Genomic DNA, 17,457 nt, shown 5'->3' on the forward strand with positions numbered 1-17,457 from the left:
AGCACCACCATCGGCACCGCCGTCTCCGTCTCCAACGACATGACCGAAGGGATCATCGCCCGCTTCCGCACCATGGCCATCCACCGCCCCTCGGTGCTCGTCGGGCACGTCGTCGGCAGCGTCCTGCAGTGCGTGGCCAGCGTGGTCCTCATCGCGGCCGTCGCCGCCGCCATCGGCTTCCGCTCCACCGACGCCACCGCCCTGGAATGGCTCGCCGCCCTCGCACTCCTGACCCTCTTCGCCCTCGCCCTCACCTGGATCGCCGTCGGCATGGGCCTGGTCAGCCCCAACGCCGAAGCCGCCAGCAACTCCGCGCTGCCGCTGATCCTGCTGCCGCTGCTCTCCAGCGCCTTCACCCCGGTCCACTCCATGCCCGGCTGGTTCCAGCCCATCGCCCGGTACCAGCCCTTCACCCCCGCCATCGAAACCCTCCGCGGCCTCCTCCTCGGCACCGGGATCGGCAACAACGGCTGGCTCGCCATCGCCTGGTGCGTCGGCCTCACGGTCCTCGGCTACCTCTGGTCGACCGCCAGGTTCAACACCGACCCGAAGTAGCGGGCGAGCCGTCCTGCGGCTCGGGGGCCGTCGGCCCCCCGCCCGTCCGGAAGGCCGTCCCCTCGGCCGCGACCCGGCGCCGGACCTGGTCCTCCTGGGCGAGGCGCCGCAGCAGCTCGAACACCGGGGCGCAGATCGCGAAGACGATGACCGCCCGCTCGGCCAGCGCCACCGGGTCGTCGAGGCCCGCCGCCCGCTCCAGGTCCAGCCGGGCCACCGACTCGGCCAGCCTCGCGTAGGCGGCGAGCTCGCCCGGGGCGTACTGCGCGTCCAGCCGCCGCAGCTCCTTCAGCGCCACCGCGAGCCCCTCCACGTGCGGCGACGTGTCCGGCGCCCGCCAGTCCAGGGCCGCGAGCAGCTCCGACACCTCGGCCTCGGCGGTCGCCGCTGCCTCGGCCTCCGCCTCGTCGGCCGCGGCGCTCTGGCCCGCCACCGGCACCGGAAGGGCGTAGCTGACCGCGCCGAGGGCGCCCTCGGAGGTGTGGGCCTGGTCGATGGCCCCGAGCACGTCACGGGTGGCGGCGATGGAGAGGCCGCCGAGCGTGGTCAGCGCCTTGATCAGGCGCAGTCGCTGCGCGTGCTCCTCCCCGTACTCGGCGAGGGTCGCGGCGGTCGCCCGGCCGGCGGGCAGCAGCCCCTGCCGTAGGAAGTACTTGATGCTGGCGACCGGTACGCCGGTCCGCCGGCTGAGCTCCGAGATCTTCATACGGCCTCCCTGCCGGTCATGCGGTGCCCGTCCGGTGTCCGTCGTCGGCGATTGGACACCACAACAAGATACTGCCACTATCCAGTAGCTGGATACCTTCAGTATCCAGTTCAGGAACGCAGCCGCACCGCACCGGAGAATCGATGCCTCAACCCACGCCCCCCTCCGTTCTCCGCCGACCCCGGCTGTGGATCGGAACGGGACTCATCGCCGCAGTGGTCTCGATCCTGTTCGCCCTGCTCTACGTGGGCGGCAACGTCAATCCCAGGGGCAACCTGCGCGACCTGCCGGTGGCGCTGGTCAACGCCGACAGCGGCGCCGACGCGGGCGGCCGCCACGTCAACCTGGGCGACCAGGTCGTCTCGGGGATCCAGAAGGCCGCCGAGGGCGACAAGAGCTTCGACTGGCAGGTCGTCAGCCGCGAGGAGGCCGACAAGCGGCTCGGCCGGGGCAAGGTCTTCGGCGCCCTCGTCATACCCAAGGACTTCTCCGCCACGGTGGCCGCGCTCACCTCCCCGCAGCCCGCGCCCCAGGGCAAGGCCACCCCGCCGACCCTGACCGTGCTGACGAACCAGGCCGCCGGCAGCATCGGCTCCTCGATGTCCTCCCAGGCCGCCCAGAAGGCCGCCCACACCGCCTCCGCCCACATAGGCCAGGAACTCCTCAAGCAGGCCGCGGCCCAGAAGGCCCCGCTCCCGACGGCCGCCCAGCTGAAGCTGGCGGACCCGGTGACCGTCACCGTCGCCGACGGCCACCCCGTCGGTTCCCGCAGCGCCATGGGCCTGAGCGCCTTCTACTACGCACTGGTCCTGGTCGTCTGCGGCATGCTCGGCGCCAACGTGGTCAACTCCCAGGTCGACACCGCGCTCGGCTACCTGCACACCGACTTCGGCCCGTTCCGCAAGCGCGAACCCGTCCAGCACACCAGCCGCGTCCGCACGCTCGCCATCGGCACGGCGCTCATGCTCGGACTCTCCCTGGTCATGGGCACCCTGGTCGAGGTCGCCACGGTCGGCATCCTCGACATGGACGCCTCCCACCTCGGCCTGCTGTGGCTCTACTCGGTCTCGACCATCGCGGTCGTCGGCATCGGCAGCCTGGCCCTGTTCGCGGCCTTCGGCACCCCCGGCATGCTGCTGGCCACCATCGTCTTCGTCGCCATGGCCGTCCCCTCCTCCGGCGCCACCGTGCCGGTCCAGGCACTGCCCGGGTTCTTCCGTGCCCTCTCCGAATTCGAGCCGCTGCGCCAGATCACCGAGGGCCTGCGGTCCCTGCTGTACTACGGCGCCCAGGCCGACGCGGGGCTGGCCCGGGCGTGGGCCTCCATGGGCATCGCCCTGGTCGCCGCACTGGCCTTCGGCTTCGCCGTCACCCGCCTCTACGACCGCAGGGGGCTGCACCGCATCCCCCACCCCGCCGACGGATCGGAGCCCGCGGCCCCGGAGGCCTCGGCACCCGCCACGGCCTGAGACACGGCTCGCGATGCCCCGATCGCGTCCTCCGGGACGAACCTGACCTGACCCCCGGGCCGGCCCACACCGTGGGCCGGCCCGCGGCGCACCGCCACCGGCCGGAACCCGGGCGGCGAATGTGACGCGCACCACCATCCCGGAACTTCGGTGCGGGCCTGGACGATCATGAGCGGCATGGACGCTCGATTCCTCGGCATCTCCGATCTGGCCGGAACCCCTTCCGTGGCGGTCGTGATCGACGTCATGCGCGCCTACACCGTGGCCGCCTGGGCCTTTGCCCGGGGGGCGGAGAAGATAGTTCTGGCCGAGTCCCTGGACGACGCCCTGGCGCTCAAGGCCCGTCACCCGGATTGGGTGGCGCTCAAGGACGGTCCGGCCGCGCCCGGGTTCGACCTGGTCAACTCGCCCGGCCTGCTGCGCTCGGCCGACCTGGCCGGACGGACCGTGGTGCAGAAGACCACGGCGGGGACGGTCGGCGCCCTCGCGGTCAAGGACGCGTCGCTGGTGCTGTGCGCCGGCTTCGTGGTGGCGGAGGCAACGGCCCGGCTCCTGCGGACACGCGGGTGCGACAGCGTCACGTTCGTGGTCACCGGCGAGGACGGCCGGGCCGATGAGGACCTGGCCTGCGCCCAGTACATCGCCGGGCGGGCCACCGGGTCCGGGACGGACCCGGCCGGATTCCTCCGCCGCGCCGGCGGGTCACGCGCCGCCTCCGAGCTGGCCGAGGGTGTGCGCCTGGGAGTCCATCCGGACGACGTCGCACTCTGTCTCGATCTCGACCGCTTCCCCTTCGCCATGGTGGCGACCCAGGAAGACTCCCTCATGGTCCTCCGCCCGTACGCGGTGCCTCCGCCCGCCGACGGGGCTTCGCCCTCCGAGGTGGGCCGGGCGACGGCCGCCGGCAACGTGACGACCTGACGCCGCTGTTCCGCGGTGACTTCCACCAGCGGCTCGAAGACCTCCCGTCCGTCGGCCGGTGGGCGTGCCCGATGCGGACTACGTCGCGCCGTCCTGGAGGGTCCCCGCGGGGGGCGTTCCTGTCGGGACGGGGGCGCACCGGGAGTCCCGCCGCGCGCGGGCCCGGTCGCGGAACCATGCGACGGCTCCCACCAGCACGGCCGCCCCGGCTCCGTAGAGGGGAAGCCACAGGGTCGTCGTGGCCGCCAGGCAGTCGGCGACGGCCTTCCCGCTCTGGTTCGCCCGGGCGTAGGCCAGAGCGGCGCCGTCGCGGCCGGCCAGGTCCGCCAGCGCGGCCTCCGTGAGGAGGGCTTCGTACCTGCCCATCTCCAGGCAACCGCTGCGCGTGCCCGGCATGGGGAACAGCCAGGCCCAGCGCTGGAGCATGGGGGCCAGCACGATCGCCACGCACAGACCGACGACCAGCGAGTAGGCGACCAGATTGCGCGTGTACCCGGTCCTGATGCCGGGCATCCACGGCGGCCGTCCCTGGAAGGCGAGGATCACCGCCAGGAGCGTCACACCGATGAACGCGGCGAACCACTGCCAGGAGCCCTGGGCGAGCGCGAACGTCAGCACGGCGGCGAGTCCGATGCCCACGACCCCGGCCGGCCCGGCGGCTTCACGGCCCGCCCGGCCCGATGCCGGCGCTCGGGTCCCTTGCGAGCCGGGCTCGTTCACAGACCCCTCCTGCGTGATCGGGGGCACCAGCCTCCTCCCCGCGGAGCCGCGGGCCCGGGTGCCATGCCGGACGAGGGCGGCAGGCCTCCCGGATGGCCCAGCCACGGGTGGCCCGGTGCGCCAGGGAATCGGCGACTATTTGACCTCAAGGTCAAAAACGCTGCTACGGTGGGCGCCATGGGCAGGCCGAAGCAGTTCGATCCGGACGTGGCGGTGGAGCGCGCGATGGGCGTGTTCTGGCGCAAGGGGTACGCGGCGACGACGCCTCAGGACCTCGTGGACGAGATCGGCATCGGCAAGGGCAGCCTCTACAACGCCTTCGGCAGCAAGCACGCCCTTTTCGAGCGGGCCCTCGCGCGCTACCGGGACTCGCAGGCCGCATGGCTGGAGGCGCTCCTCGACCATCCCGGCTCGGCGAGGGACCGGCTGCGCGGCGCACTGGAGGCACTGGTCGAACTCGACCTGGGCGACCCGGACCGACGCGGATGCATGGCGGTCAACACCGCCGCCGAGTCCGCCCCCTCGGACCCCGGTACGGCCGACACCGTACGCATGATGTTCGCGCGGACGGAGAGCGCGTTCCGGGCGACCGTCGAGGCGGGCCAGCGGGCCGGCGAGATCGACGGCGGGCGCGACGCGGCGGCGGTGGCCGCCTGGCTGCTCGCGACGGTGATCGGCATGCGGGTGCTGGCGAAGACCGACCGGGACGGCACGCAGTTGCGGCGGGTCGTGGACGCGGCGATGGGCGCTCTGTAGTCCGGCGGCGCACGGCGACGGCCCGCCCCATTTTTTATGGGCTTGTTTTGTACCTGAGGTTCAAAAACTTCGAAGAATTGAAGGAGTCCGACATGGAGCTCAATCTCGCGGGCAAGGCCGCGGTCGTGACCGGGGCGAGCCGGGGCGTCGGCCTCGCGATCACCCGGCAGCTCGTCGCCGAGGGGGTCCGCGTGGTCGGTGCGGCCCGCACGGTCACGGCCGAACTGAAGGAGACCGGCGCCCACGCGGTCGCGGTCGACCTGAGCACTCCGGAGGGCGCCGAGGAACTGGGGACGCAGGCGCTCGCGGCACTCGGCGGCGTGGACATCCTGGTCAACAACCTGGGAGGAGGAGACGAGTTCACCCTGAACGGGTTCCTCGCCACGGACGACGCCCTGTGGGCGCAGAGTTTCGAGGTCAACCTGTTCGGGACGGTACGCGTCACCCGACGGCTGCTGCCGAGCATCCTGGAACGCCGTGGCTCGGTGGTGAACATCTCGTCCATGAGCGCCCGCATGCCGGGCACGGGTCCCATCGAGTACGGCGTCGCGAAAGCGGGCCTCAACGCGTTCGGCAAGGCGCTGTCCGAGGAGTTCGGCCCCAGGGGCGTACGCGTGAACACGGTTTCCCCGGGGCCGACGCGAACCGGCATGTGGGAGGACGCCGACGGTTTCGGCGCCCGCCTCGCCGGGGCGAACGGCGTCGGGCACCGCGATTTCGTGTCCGGTGTGCCGTCGGCGATGGGCATGACCACCGGCCGCATGGTCGAACCCGACGAGGTCGCCTCCGTCGTCGCCTTCCTCGTCTCGGACCGCGCGGCCAGCGTGACCGGCGCCGACTACCACGTCGAGGGCGGCGGCATCAAAACGGTGTGAGAGGCCCGCCGCTTCCGGCGCGCGGACCCGGCCGTCCCGCCGTCACCTCGTACCGGCGCCGAACCGGCGCCGGTACGCCGACGGAGCGACGCCGGTCTCGCGGCGCATCAGGGCGCGCAGATTGGCGGCGGTGCCGAGTCCGCTCCGCCGCGCGACCACCTCGAAGCGGGACTCGCCCCGCTCGATCAACCGGCATGCGAGGGCGAGCCGTTCCCCCGTGAGCCACGACAGGGGCGTCGTCCCCAGTTGGGCCCGGAAGCGGCGGTGCAGCGTCGCCGGACTGACCGCCGCGCGCGCCGCGAGGTCGGACACGGTCAGCACCGTGTCCAGCCGTTCCTGGGCCCAGGCCAGGACGGGCGCCAGGGACTCGTCCGGCAGGTCGGGGACGGGGCGCTCCACGAACTGGCGCTGCCCGCCGTCGCGGTGCGCCGCGAAGACCAGTCGCCGGCTCACGGAGTTGGCGACCTCCGCACCGTGGTCGCGGCGGACCACGTGCAGCCCGAGGTCGAGCGCGGCCGCGCTCCCGGCGGCGGTGAGGATGTCACCGTCGTCCACGAAGAGCACGTCCGCTTCGAGGTGGACGGAAGGGAAGCGGTCCCGGAAGGAATCGGCCCACTGCCAGTGCGCGGTGGCCCGGCGCCCGTCGAGGACTCCGGCCTCGGCCAGGGTGAAGGCGCCGCTGCAGAAGCCGATCAGGCGGGCACCGCGCGCGTGCGCCCGTCGGACGGCGTCGAGCACGGCGGGCCGTCGGGGCACCTCCACATCGGGGCGGTTGGGGACGACCAGGGTGTCGGCCTCGTCGGCCGCTTCCAGACCGGCGACTCCGGTGAGGGTGAAGAACCCGTCTCGCATCAGGGTGCGGGGCCCGGGAGAGCAGAGCCGGAAGTCGTAGAGATCACGGCCGAGCTCGGGTCTGCGCAGGCCGAAGACCTCGATCGCGCAGCTGAGCTCGAACGGGTTCGAGTTCTCGTCCACGATCACGACGACCCGGTGCGCGCCGGCCGCGCGCACCCCTTGCGAGGATTCTTTCGGCATGTGCAATTCCTAGCACTCACACCGGCCGTGCGTAACGCCCCAGGATGAGCCCATGAGCAACGGACCCATTTCCCTCAGCGAGGCCCTGGCCTCCTTCGACGCCCTGTGGAGCCCCCGTATCGTCACGCGGGTCAACGACTACGACGTCCGCGTCGCCAAGGTCGAGGGCGAACACCTCTGGCACGTCCACGACGACACCGACGAGTTCTTCCTGGTCCTGGACGGAGAGCTGCACATCTCCCTGCGCGAGCCCGCCGGGGAGCGTACGGTCCTGCTCCCCCGGGGGTCGGTCTTCACCGTTCCCCGGGGTACGGAGCACAAGCCCCACGCTCCGTCCGGCGCCGCCATCCTGCTGTTCGAGCCCACCGGGACGCCGACGGTGGGCGATCGCCACGAGGAGGTCCCCGACCACGTGGACGCGACGACCGGCCACCCGCTCGGCACCTGAGCCGGTGACCGGGCGGGCCGGCGGGCGGTGCGGGTGCGCGGACGTCAGGTCAGCCAGGGCTTCCACACGCTCTCGTTGTGCTCCACCCACCTCTTCGCCGCCTGCTGCGGCGAGAGCTTCTCCTCGGCGATCATCAGGGACACCTCGTTCTGCTGCGCCTTGGTCCAGTGGAACTTCTTCAGGAATTCGGCCGCCTTGCCGCCCGAGTCCGCGAAGCGCGTGTTCAGGTACTTCTGCAGCGGTGTGTGCGGGTAGGCGCAGGCCACCTTCTGCGGATCGTCGGCGCAGCCTTCGGTGTACTCGGGGAGTTTCACCTCGGTCATCGGGACGCGTTCGAAGAGCCACTGGGGCTCGTACCAGTACGTCAGGAAGGGCTTGTGCTCCTTCGCGAACTGCTTGATCTGGGTGATCTGCGCGGCCTCGGAGCCGGCGAAGACGACTTCGAGGCCGAGGCCCAGGTTCTTCACCAGCGCCTTGTCGTTCGTGACGTAGGACGGGGAGCCGTCCATCAGCTGGCCCTTGCCCCGGCTCTCCGGCGTGCGCAGCAGGTCGGCGTACTTGTCGAGGTTCTTCCAGTCGGTGACGTCGGGATGGGCCTCGGCGAAGTAGGTGGGGACGAACCAGCCGATGTGGCCCGTCACCCCGAGGTCCCCGCCGGGGGTGATGGTCTTCTTCCCTTCGACGTACCGCTTCTCCTGCTCGGGGTGGCCCCAGTCCTCCAGGATCGCGTCGACGCGGCCCTGGCTGAGGGCGTCCCAGGCGGGGACCTCGTCGACCTGGACGGTGTCCACGCGGTAGCCCAGCTCGTGTTCGAGGAGGTAGGCGGCGACGGCGGTGTTCGACTGGGCACCGACCCACGACTGGACGGAGAGGGTGACGGTCTTCGCGCCCTGCGCCGCGGCGTACGGGGAGGACTGGCGGGTCATGTCGGCCGCCCCGCAGCCGGTGAGGGCGGCGAGGGCGGTCGTGGCGGCCAGTACGGCCGCGGCGCGGCGGCCGAGGGGGCGCCGGGGGTGTGCGGAGCGCATGTCAGGCCTCCTTCGCGGGCTGGGTGAGGCGGTCGAGCAGCAGGCCGAGGCAGACGATCGCGGCCCCGGCCACCAGGCCGGTGGCGAGGTCGCCCTGGGCGAGGCCGAGGACGACGTCGTAGCCGAGCGCGCCACCGCCGACCAGGCCGCCGATGATGACGACGGCGAGGACGAGGACCACGGCCTGGTTGACGGCCAGGAGCAACGCGGGTCGGGCGAGGGGCAGTTGGACCTGTCGCAGCAGTTGGGCGCGGGTCGCGCCGAGCGAGCGGACGGATTCCACGACGTTCGGGTCCACCTCGCGCAGGCCCTGTGCGGTGATCCGTACGACGGCCGGCAGCGCGTACACCACGGCGGCCGCGGCGGCCGGTGCGCGGCCGACGCCGAACAGCGCGACCACGGGGATGAGGTAGACGAACTGCGGCAGGGTCTGGCACACGTCGAGGACGGGCCGCAGCAGCCGCTCCGCCCGGGCGCTGCGGGCGGCGCCCACGGCGATCGCGAAGCCGAGTACGAGCGTGACCGCGACGGCGGCCAGGACCTGGGAGAGGGTGTCCAGGGAGGCTTCCCACACGCCGAGCGCTCCGACGGCGCCGAGGGCGAGGACGGCGGTGAGTGCGGTGCGCCAGGTGCCCGCGAGGAGGGCGAGCGCGCAGGCCAGCAGGAGGAGCAGCCACCAGGGGGCGGCCTGGAGTCCGGAGCGCAGCGGGTCGAGGATCCAGCCGGTGAACCGGGCGGCCCAGTCGGCGGTGCCGCCGACTACGGGGACGCCCGAGTAGAGGTGGCCGGTCATCCAGGCGACGGCCGAGTTCACCGGGTCGGCGAGGGGGACGGTCCAGGACCCGGGCCACAGGGAGCTTCCGGCGACGCGGCCCGCGACGGCGGCGGCCACCGCCACGAGGAAGGTGAGCAGCCGGCCGTACCAGCCGGAGAACACCCGCCGCAGCAGGTGCCGTTCGCGGGCGGGCACGGGGGTGGCGCCGATCCGGCGGCCCGCGGCGTCGGCGGTGCGGTCCAGTACGACGGCGAGCAGCACGATCGGGATGCCCGCGGCCAGGGCCGCGCCGACGTCGACGGAGGCGAGGGCCTGGTAGACGCGGTCGCCGAGGCCGCCCGCGCCGATCACGGAGGCGATGACGGCCATGGACAGGCCCGTCATGATGGCCTGGTTGACGCCGAGCAGGAGCTGTCGGCGGGCGAGCGGGAGGCGGGCGGTCAGCAGTCGCTGGCGTCCGGTGGCGCCGAGCGAGGCGGCTGCTTCCAGGACGCCCGCGTCGGCGTCGCGCAGGCCGAGGGCGGTGAGGCGGGCCATGGGCGGCGCGGCGTAGACGACGGTGGCGAGGACCGCGGCGGGCACGCCGATGCCGAAGACGAGCACCATCGGCAGCAGGTACGCGAAGGCCGGCAGGATCTGCATGGTGTCGAGTACGGGACGCAGGACGCGGTCGGCGCGCGGGGAGAGCCCCGCGGCGAGGCCGAGCAGGGCGCCCAGTACGACGGAGGCCGCGACGGCGACGGCCATCAGCGCGAGGGTCTGCATGGTCGGCACCCACATGCCGAGCAGGCCGCAGGCGACGAAGGCGGCGGCGCAGGTCAGGGCGAGGCGGATGCCCGCGAGGCGCCAGGCGACGAGGGCGGCCAGGGCGGTGACCCCGGTCCAGCCGGCGGCGAGCAGGAGGACGTACACGGCGCGTACGGACACCACGACGGCGTTGCTGATGTGGCCGAAGAAGTAGAGGAAAAGGGGGTGGCTGTCACGGTGGTCGATGATCCAGTCGCCGGCGCGGCCGAGCGGGCCGGACAGGTCGGCCGTGAGGGCCGCGGGCCAGCTGCCGGCGCCCGGGAAGGCCACGGCGAGCGGGATCAGCAGGGCGATGGCGACGCCCATCGGGACGAGGACCCCGCGGCGCGCGGCGAGGGCGGCCAGGGGTCTGCGGGGGCGGTCCTGGGGGGCGGACGCGGTGTCGGCGGAACCCGGGCCGGCGGACCGTTCGACGGACTGCGGGGCCTGCGAAGGGGCGGCGGCGCGGGTGTGGGTCGGGGTGTGGGTCGGGGTCGGGGTCGCGGTCACGCGCACCACCTCCTCGCGTCGGGGGCGGGGGCCGCGGGACGGGCCGGGCGGGTCATGCCGCCACCCCCCGTCCGGTGCCGGCCGGGAGTCCGGCCACGACGGCGAGCAGCCCGGCGTCGTCCACCACGCCCAGGCAGCGGCCGTGGTCGACGACACGGGCCGGGCCGCCGCTACGGGCGACGGCCTGGATGGCCTCGACCACGGTGGTGGCCGGGGCCAGTGCCGGTCCCCGCTCCGCTTCGCCCGCGGCCGCGGGGCGCATCGCGCTGCGGACGGTGAGCACCTGCTCGCGGGGGACGTCGCGGACGAAGTCCCGTACGTAGTCGTCGGCGGGCGAGCCGACGATCTCCTCGGGCGTGCCGAGCTGCACGATGCGGCCGTCGCGCATCAGCGCGATCCGGTCGCCCAGGCGCAGGGCCTCGGCGAGGTCGTGGGTGATGAAGACCATGGTGCGGCCCTCCTCGTGGTGGAGCCGGGCGACCTCCTCCTGCATCTCCCGCCGGATGAGGGGGTCGAGCGCGCTGAACGGCTCGTCGAACAGCAGGACTTCGGGGTCGGCGGCGAGGGCGCGGGCCAGGCCGACGCGCTGCTGCTGGCCTCCGGAGAGCTGGCCGGGGCGGCGCTCCTCCAGTCCTTCGAGGCCGACCTTGGCGACGAGTTCGGCGGCCTTGTCCCGGCGGTCGCCGCGGCCGACGCCCTGGATCTCCAGTCCGTACGCGACGTTGTCCAGGACGTTGCGGTGCGGGAGGAGGCCGAAGTGCTGGAAGACCATGGCGGCGCGGTGGCGGCGCAGGGCGCGCAGCCGGGCGGCGTCCATGGCGAGGACGTCCTCGCCGTCGATGGCCAGGCTTCCGGCGGTGGGTTCGATGAGCCGGGTGAGGCAGCGTACGAGGGTTGACTTGCCGGAGCCGGACAGGCCCATCACGACGAAGACCTCGCCCTTGCGGACGTCGAAGGTGACGTCGCGGACGGCGGCGGTGCAGCCGGTGCGCTCGCGCAGTTCGGCGGCGGACAGGCCGGTGGCGTCGGCGGAGCCGGGGACCCTGGCGGCGGCCTTCTCGGGGCCGAAGACCTTCCAGAGGCCGTCCACGGCGAAGACGGGGGGTGCCGAGGGGGTGGCGGCGGGGGATGTGGCGGCGGGGGCGGTGTTCATCGGGTACCGCCTTCCCGGGCCAGCAGCTCTGCTGCCTTCTCGCCGACCATGAGCACTCCGATCATCGGGTTGACCGCGGGCATCGTCGGGAAGACGGAGGCGTCCGCGATGCGGATGCCTTCGAGTCCGCGGATCTTCAGGTCCGGTCCCACCACGGCGCCGGGATCGTCGACGGCGCCCATCCGGCAGGTTCCGGCGGGGTGGTAGACGGTGTGCGCGACGGAGCGGGCGTAGGCGCTCAGCTCCTCGTCGCCGGTGATCTCCGGACCGGGGCACACCTCGCGCTTGAGCCAGCCGGCCAGCGGCGGGGTCGCGGCGATCTCGCGGGCGAGCTTGATGCCGTCCACCAGGGTCCGGCCGTCGTAGTCGTCCTCGTCGGTGAAGTAGCGGAAGTCCAGGGCCGGTTTGACCTCGGGGTCCGCGCTGGTCAGGTAGAGGCGGCCGCGGCTGCGGGGCTTGGGGATGTTCGGGGTCATCGACACCCCGTGCGCGGGGCGTTCGTAGCCGATGCGCTCGGGGTTGTCGGTGAAGGGGACCTGGTAGAAGTGGAACATCAGGTCGGGCCCGGCGGAGTCGGGGTCGCGCCGGACGAAGAGCCCGGCGTCGCTGTCCATCGCGGAGTTCTCGGGAATCGGGCCGTCGGTCTCCCAGACGATCACCGATTCGGGGTGGTCGAGCAGGTTCTCCCCGACTCCGGGCAGGTCGTGCAGCGGGGGGATGCCGAGGGCCTCCAGGTCGGCGCGGGGGCCGATGCCCGAGTGCAGCAGCAGCCGCGGGGTGTCGACGGCTCCGGCGCACACCAGTACCTCGCGGCGCGCGGTGACCAGGGACTGCGTCCCGTCCTTGGCGCGTACGTGGACGCCGCGCGCGCGGGTGCCGTCGAGTTCGAGGCGGTGGGCCCAGGTCTCCAGGAGGATCCGGAGGTTGGGGCGTTCGTCCATGACGGGGTGGAGGTAGGCCACCGACGCGGAGGAGCGCTTGTTGTCCTCCGGATGGTAGGCGAGGTCGAAGAATCCGGCCCCCTCGTGGAAGGGCTTCTCGTTGAACCCCTCGACGCGCGGGACGCCCAGGGCGGTCTGCGCGGAGTCGACGAAGTCGCGCGCGATGGCGTTGCGGTCCTTCTCGGCCACCGGGACGATGTTGTTCAGGAGCCTGTCGAAGTACGGGTCCATGGCGGCGGCGTGCCAGCCCTCGGCTCCCGACCGTTCCCACTCGTCCCAGTCGGACGGGAGCGGCTTGAAGGCGATGAGGGTGTTGTGGGAGGAACAGCCCCCCAGGACGCGGGCGCGGCTGTGACGGATGTGCGAGTTGCCGCGGGGCTGCTCGGTGGTGGGGTAGTCGTAGTCGAGCTCGCCGCCGAGCAGCCCCATCCAGCGGCGCAGGGTGAGCACTTCGGGGCGGTCGACGTCGCTGGGGCCGCCCTCGATGACGGCGACGGTGACGTCGGGGTCCTCGGTCAGGCGGGAGGCGATCACCGAGCCGGCGGTGCCGCCGCCGACGACGACGTAGTCGTACTCCTGCTCCACGGGGGTGGGGGCGGGGATGGGCGTGGGGGCATGCGTGGGGGTGTTCATGGCTCTGTTCCTCCTTCAGCCCGCGAACCAGCGCACGGGGCGGGGGGCGAGGTTCTGGTACACGTGCTTGGACTCGCGGTACTCGGCCAGGCCCGAGGGCCCCAGTTCGCGTCCGGTGCCGGACTTGCCGAAGCCGCCCCACTCGGCCTGCGGGAGGTAGGGGTGGAAGTCGTTGATCCAGACGGTGCCGTGGCGCAGCCGGCCCGCCACGCGGCGGCCGCGGCCCGGGTCGGAGGTCCACACCGCGCCGGCCAGCCCGTACTCGGTGTCGTTCGCCAGCGCGACGGCCTCCGCCTCGGTACGGAAGGTCTCGACGGTCAGGACCGGCCCGAAGACCTCCTCCCGTACGACGCGCATCCCGCGGTGGCAGCGGTCCAGCACGGTCGGCCGGTAGAAGTAGCCGGGCCCGTCGGGGCGGTGTCCGCCCGCGCGGAGCACGGCGCCCTCGGCGAGGGCCGAGGCCACGTACTCCTCGGTGCGCTCGCGCTGGGCGGCCGAGACCAGCGGTCCGCACTCCACGCCCGGGTCGGTGCCGCGGCCGAGGCGGATCCGGTCGGCCCGGCGGGCGAGTTCGGCGACGAAGCGATCGGCGACGCCCTCCTCGACGATGAGGCGGGAGCCGGCGGAGCAGACCTGGCCGCTGTGCATGAAGGCGGCGTTGAGGGCCTGGTCGACGGCGGTGTCGAAGCCCTCTTCGGTGGCGCAGGCGTCGGCGAAGACCACGTTGGGGTTCTTGCCGCCGAGTTCGAGGGCGACCTTCTTGACGGAGTCGGCGGCCGCGCGCATCACCTTCGTACCGCTGGTGAGTCCGCCGGTGAAGGAGACGAGGTCCACGTCGGGGTGGGCCGCGAGGCGCGCGCCGACGGGGTCGCCGGGGCCGGTGACCAGGTTGGCGACACCGGCCGGCAGACCGGCCTCCACCAGCAGGCCGATGAGGGCCGCGGTGGACAGCGGGGTGATCTCGCTGGGCTTGAGCACGAAGGTGTTGCCGGCGGCGAGGGCGGGAGCGATCTTCCAGGAGGCCTGGAGGAGCGGGTAGTTCCAGGGGGTGATCAGGGCGCAGACCCCGACGGGCTCGTGGACGACGACGCTGTGGACTTCGGGGGTCCCGGCGTCCACGACGCGTCCCGCGCTCTCGCCGGCGACGAGGTCGGCGAAGTAGCGGAAGGCGGCGGCGACGCAGTCCACGTCCACACGGCCCTCTTCCAGGGTCTTGCCCGCGTCACGGCTCTCCAGGAGTCCGAGGCGCTCGCGGTCGCGGTCGAGCAGGTCGGCGGTGCGGCGCAGCAGTGCGGCCCGCTCCGGGACGGGGGTCCGGGGCCACTGGCCGCTGTCGAAGGCGGCGCGGGCCGCGCCGACGGCCGCGTCGGTGTCCGCGGCACCTGCCTCGGCGACGACGGCGAGGACGGTGCCGTCGGCCGGGTCGAGGACCTCTCGGGTGGCCCCTGATACCGCGGAACGCCAGGTCCCGGCGATGTGGATGGTCGTCTGCTCGGACACGACGCGCTGTACCTCCGATTCCGGCACCGCGGACTGCCCGCGGTGGCGATGCTCGGGCCCGCCTGCCCCGGTCTTGCGGAGGCATGTCCCATCGGTCACGGGAAGTGACGGGAGTCACTTCCCGCCACTACGGGGAGATATGGGGCGGATCGGGGTATTTCGCCCACCCTCGAGGGTGTCGGGGCGGCCCGTCGCAGGCGGGCGGCGCGGGGCGGGAGCGGGGCGGCGCGGGGCGGGAGCTGATCGGCGCGTTCGCGGCGCTCGGATCACCCGTCGGCGCCTACGGAATCCGCGGCGCGGCGCACTCCGTCAGGACCAGCAGGGCGTCGACGAGGTCCTCCGCGGGGGCGCCGGTGGCCAGGCGGCGCAGCTGCTGCCCGAAGACCAGGGCGACGGCCACGCCCGCGAGGCGTTCGGGGTCGGGCACGCCGAGCTGGGCCAGGATCCGGGCGGCCAGGAGGTCGTAGGCGGCGAAGCACTCGGTGGCGGCGGCGCGCAGCCGCTCGTCGCGCCCGGCCTGGACGTACAGCTCGAAGGGGGCGATGTGGCGGCTGTCGAAGGCGTTGCCGCCGGCGACCCGCGCCACCGCCTCGGCGGCCTGCCCGATGTCGAAGCGCTCGTCGGCGCAGGAGCCCGCGAGCGCGCTGAAGTGCCGGGTCTCCTCGGCCACGAAGTACAGCAGGCTCTCGCGCAGCAGCTCGTGCTGGGTGGCGAAGTGGTAGGTGACGGAACCGAGCGAGACCCCGGCCTCCTTGGCGATCCGCCGGTTGGTGACGGCCGCGACGCCGTCCTGCCCGATGATCCGCAGTACGGCGTCGATGATGCTCTGGCGGGTGTCGGAGGCATGGGGCATGTCGGCATTCTGCCCCATCGACCTGCCCGGACGCCCTTGCGGGAGGGGGGAGTTGGGGGGACCGGGTGTGGACACGGGGCGGAGCGGTCCCTACTGTTCGTTCGAACGAACAGTAGAGGGACGTCACACAGGAGTCGTTGTGGACATTTCCGGATCGAACGTTCTGCTCACCGGGGCCACCGGGGGCATCGGTTCCACCCTGGCCGCACGGCTGACCGCGCGGGGGGCCCGCCTCACGGTCACCGGCCGGCGGCCGGAGGCCCTCAAGGCCACGGCGGACGCCTGCGGCGCCCGCACCGTCGTCGCCGACCTCGCCGTCAGGTCCGACGTCGTCCGCCTCGCCGGGGCCTGCGCCGAGGCGGACGTCCTCGTCGCGAACGCCGCGCTGCCCGCCAGCGGCGAACTCCTGGACTACACCGAGGAGCAGCTCGACCGCGCCCTCGACGTCAACCTGCGCGCGCCCCTCCTGCTGTCCCGGCTGCTCGCGGAGCACATGGTCGCCCGCGGCCGAGGCCACATCGTGCTGGTCGGATCCATCTCCGGCAAGGCGGCGTCGAGGTCGACCTCGTTGTACAACGCGACCAAGTTCGGGCTGCGCGGATTCGCCCTCGCCCTGCGCCAGGAGCTCAGGGGCACGGGGGTGGGGGTGTCCCTGGTCCAGCCGGGTTTCGTCCGGGACGCCGGGATGTTCGCGGACACCGGTGCCACGACGCCGAACGGCATCAGGACCGTCACGCCCGGCCAGGTCGCCGACGCCGTCGTACGGGCCGTGCGCCGCGACCTCTGCGAGGTCAACGTGGCCCCGCTGGAGCTGCGGTTGCTGAGCGCCATCGCCGGACAGTTCCCCGGGTTCGCCGAGCGGATCCAGGCGCGGACGGACGTCGACGGCACCGTACGGCAGATGGTCGAGTCCCAGCGCGCGCGCCGTTAGGCCGCGTCGTCCTCCGGGGTCGGTCCTCCGGGGTCAGCCCTCCGGGTGCAGCCCGAGCCAGTCGGCGATGCCCTCGGCACCGGCGTCGGTGAGGTGGACGACGCGCGGGCTCACGCCGTGGCGCAGCCAGCCGAGCCGGAACAGCCTCGCGGTGACGGCCGCCCCCACTCCCCCGGCCAGGTGGTGCTGCTGTTCGCTCCAGTCCACGCAGTACCGGACCAGCGGCCGACGGCCGGGCAGGGCGGCCACGTCGATGCCGAAACGCCCCAGCGCGTCCCGGCCAGCCGGTGTGAGCCGGTAGTCGTGGTCGTGTCCGTAGCCGCGCGCCCGGTCGCGCACCGCTGCGTCCCGGTCGTGGGTGCCGTCGTGTCCGGCCAGGATGCCGTGGGCGAGGAGGCCGCCCATCAGCGCGACCCCGAGCCGGCCCGCCAGGTGGTCGTAGCAGGTGCGGGACCGGCGCAGGGCGTTCGCGGCACTGCTCTCCCGCAGCGTCGTGACCGGGAGCGGGGGTGCGATCACCGCGAGGGCTTCCAGCGCGAGGCTGACTTCGGGGCCTGCCAGCCGGTAGTACCGGCTGCGCCCCGCGCTCTCCACCGTGATCAGACCGGCCTCGACGAGCCGGGCCAAGTGGGCGCTCGCCGTCGGAGCGCCGATCCCCGCCTCCGCGGCGAGCACCTTGGCCGACAGCCCGCGGCCGTCGCCCAGCGACTTCAGCATGCTCGCGCGGGAGGCGTCGGCGATCAGGGCGGCGGCGCGGGCGATGTCGGGCTGCCGGTTCAACCGGTCGCCGCGGGAACCGTTTCGGGTGGTCACGGCCCCATCGTAGGCAGTCCACGGTTCGTCGACCGGCGAAGTGTCCCGC

At 73.2% G+C, this 17,457-nt stretch carries 17 protein-coding genes; 7 read left to right on the forward strand and 10 right to left on the reverse strand.

From position 1 onward, the window contains the following. On the forward strand, positions 1–555 hold a 555-nt coding region (locus ACZ5D2_RS16610; protein WP_468929901.1), incomplete at its 5' end, for an ABC transporter permease. On the opposite strand, the gene ACZ5D2_RS16615 is transcribed toward ACZ5D2_RS16610, so the two are convergent. After that, positions 536–1,261, reverse strand: a complete 726-nt coding sequence (locus ACZ5D2_RS16615) for a MerR family transcriptional regulator (RefSeq protein ID WP_371674961.1) — start codon at positions 1,259–1,261, stop codon at positions 536–538. The two genes, ACZ5D2_RS16610 and ACZ5D2_RS16615, sit on opposite strands and share 20 nt — an antisense overlap. Before the next feature lie 143 nt (positions 1,262–1,404). Between ACZ5D2_RS16615 and ACZ5D2_RS16620 the strand changes: the two genes are divergently transcribed. Continuing rightward, positions 1,405–2,730 (forward strand): YhgE/Pip domain-containing protein, encoded by a 1,326-nt coding sequence (locus ACZ5D2_RS16620; RefSeq protein WP_371674962.1) that lies wholly within the window; start codon positions 1,405–1,407, stop codon positions 2,728–2,730. A 177-nt stretch (positions 2,731–2,907) separates the two neighbouring features. Then, a complete protein-coding gene (locus tag ACZ5D2_RS16625; protein WP_371674963.1) occupies positions 2,908–3,651 on the forward strand; it encodes a 2-phosphosulfolactate phosphatase in 744 nt (247 codons plus the stop codon). 78 nt (positions 3,652–3,729) lie between these two features. On the opposite strand, the gene ACZ5D2_RS16630 is transcribed toward ACZ5D2_RS16625, so the two are convergent. Continuing rightward, the gene (locus ACZ5D2_RS16630; protein WP_371674964.1) at positions 3,730–4,371 is read right to left on the reverse strand and encodes a hypothetical protein; all 642 of its coding nucleotides are present in this window, start codon (positions 4,369–4,371) and stop codon (positions 3,730–3,732) included. Positions 4,372–4,548: 177 nt separating this feature from the next. Here ACZ5D2_RS16630 and ACZ5D2_RS16635 point away from each other — a divergent pair, with 177 nt between their 5' ends. Then, positions 4,549–5,127, forward strand: coding sequence for a TetR/AcrR family transcriptional regulator (locus tag ACZ5D2_RS16635; RefSeq protein ID WP_371674965.1), 579 nt, complete (start codon positions 4,549–4,551; stop codon positions 5,125–5,127). A 92-nt stretch (positions 5,128–5,219) separates the two neighbouring features. Beyond that, positions 5,220–6,002, forward strand: coding sequence for an oxidoreductase (locus tag ACZ5D2_RS16640; protein WP_371674966.1), 783 nt, complete (start codon positions 5,220–5,222; stop codon positions 6,000–6,002). A 42-nt stretch (positions 6,003–6,044) separates the two neighbouring features. Here ACZ5D2_RS16640 and ACZ5D2_RS16645 read toward each other — a convergent pair whose 3' ends face one another. After that, a complete protein-coding gene (locus ACZ5D2_RS16645) occupies positions 6,045–7,037 on the reverse strand; it encodes a GlxA family transcriptional regulator (protein ID WP_371674967.1) in 993 nt (330 codons plus the stop codon). Between the two features lie 52 nt (positions 7,038–7,089). On the opposite strand from ACZ5D2_RS16645, the gene ACZ5D2_RS16650 reads away from it, so the two are divergent. Then, positions 7,090–7,485 carry a cupin domain-containing protein gene (locus ACZ5D2_RS16650; protein WP_266846731.1) on the forward strand — a complete coding sequence of 132 codons (396 nt, stop codon included), beginning with the start codon at positions 7,090–7,092 and terminating at the stop codon, positions 7,483–7,485. 44 nt (positions 7,486–7,529) lie between these two features. Here ACZ5D2_RS16650 and ACZ5D2_RS16655 read toward each other — a convergent pair whose 3' ends face one another. The 6 genes from ACZ5D2_RS16655 to ACZ5D2_RS16680 all read right to left on the reverse strand — a co-directional run bounded on the left by ACZ5D2_RS16655 (position 7,530) and on the right by ACZ5D2_RS16680 (position 15,664). Then, entirely contained in the window at positions 7,530–8,513 is a 984-nt protein-coding gene (locus ACZ5D2_RS16655; RefSeq protein WP_371674968.1) for an ABC transporter substrate-binding protein, read from the reverse strand. 1 nt (position 8,514) lies between these two features. Further along, complete coding sequence (locus ACZ5D2_RS16660) at positions 8,515–10,401, reverse strand: ABC transporter permease subunit (RefSeq protein ID WP_468930164.1); 1,887 nt, start codon at positions 10,399–10,401, stop codon at positions 8,515–8,517. A 235-nt stretch (positions 10,402–10,636) separates the two neighbouring features. Then, positions 10,637–11,737 (reverse strand): quaternary amine ABC transporter ATP-binding protein, encoded by a 1,101-nt coding sequence (locus ACZ5D2_RS16665; RefSeq protein ID WP_371674969.1) that lies wholly within the window; start codon positions 11,735–11,737, stop codon positions 10,637–10,639. Next, a complete protein-coding gene (locus ACZ5D2_RS16670) occupies positions 11,734–13,311 on the reverse strand; it encodes a GMC family oxidoreductase (RefSeq protein ID WP_468929911.1) in 1,578 nt (525 codons plus the stop codon). Before ACZ5D2_RS16670 ends, ACZ5D2_RS16665 begins: the two co-directional genes overlap by 4 nt. Before the next feature lie 15 nt (positions 13,312–13,326). Then, positions 13,327–14,811, reverse strand: a complete 1,485-nt coding sequence (locus tag ACZ5D2_RS16675) for an aldehyde dehydrogenase family protein (protein WP_371674971.1) — start codon at positions 14,809–14,811, stop codon at positions 13,327–13,329. Positions 14,812–15,091: 280 nt separating this feature from the next. Beyond that, the gene (locus ACZ5D2_RS16680) at positions 15,092–15,664 is read right to left on the reverse strand and encodes a TetR/AcrR family transcriptional regulator (RefSeq protein WP_371674972.1); all 573 of its coding nucleotides are present in this window, start codon (positions 15,662–15,664) and stop codon (positions 15,092–15,094) included. A 139-nt stretch (positions 15,665–15,803) separates the two neighbouring features. Here ACZ5D2_RS16680 and ACZ5D2_RS16685 point away from each other — a divergent pair, with 139 nt between their 5' ends. After that, entirely contained in the window at positions 15,804–16,595 is a 792-nt protein-coding gene (locus ACZ5D2_RS16685; protein WP_266846723.1) for an SDR family NAD(P)-dependent oxidoreductase, read from the forward strand. A 33-nt stretch (positions 16,596–16,628) separates the two neighbouring features. On the opposite strand, the gene ACZ5D2_RS16690 is transcribed toward ACZ5D2_RS16685, so the two are convergent. Beyond that, positions 16,629–17,408 (reverse strand): helix-turn-helix domain-containing protein, encoded by a 780-nt coding sequence (locus tag ACZ5D2_RS16690; RefSeq protein WP_468929916.1) that lies wholly within the window; start codon positions 17,406–17,408, stop codon positions 16,629–16,631. Between the last annotated feature and the right edge of the window lie 49 nt (positions 17,409–17,457).

The organism is Streptomyces sp. NPDC031479 (assembly GCF_055581065.1).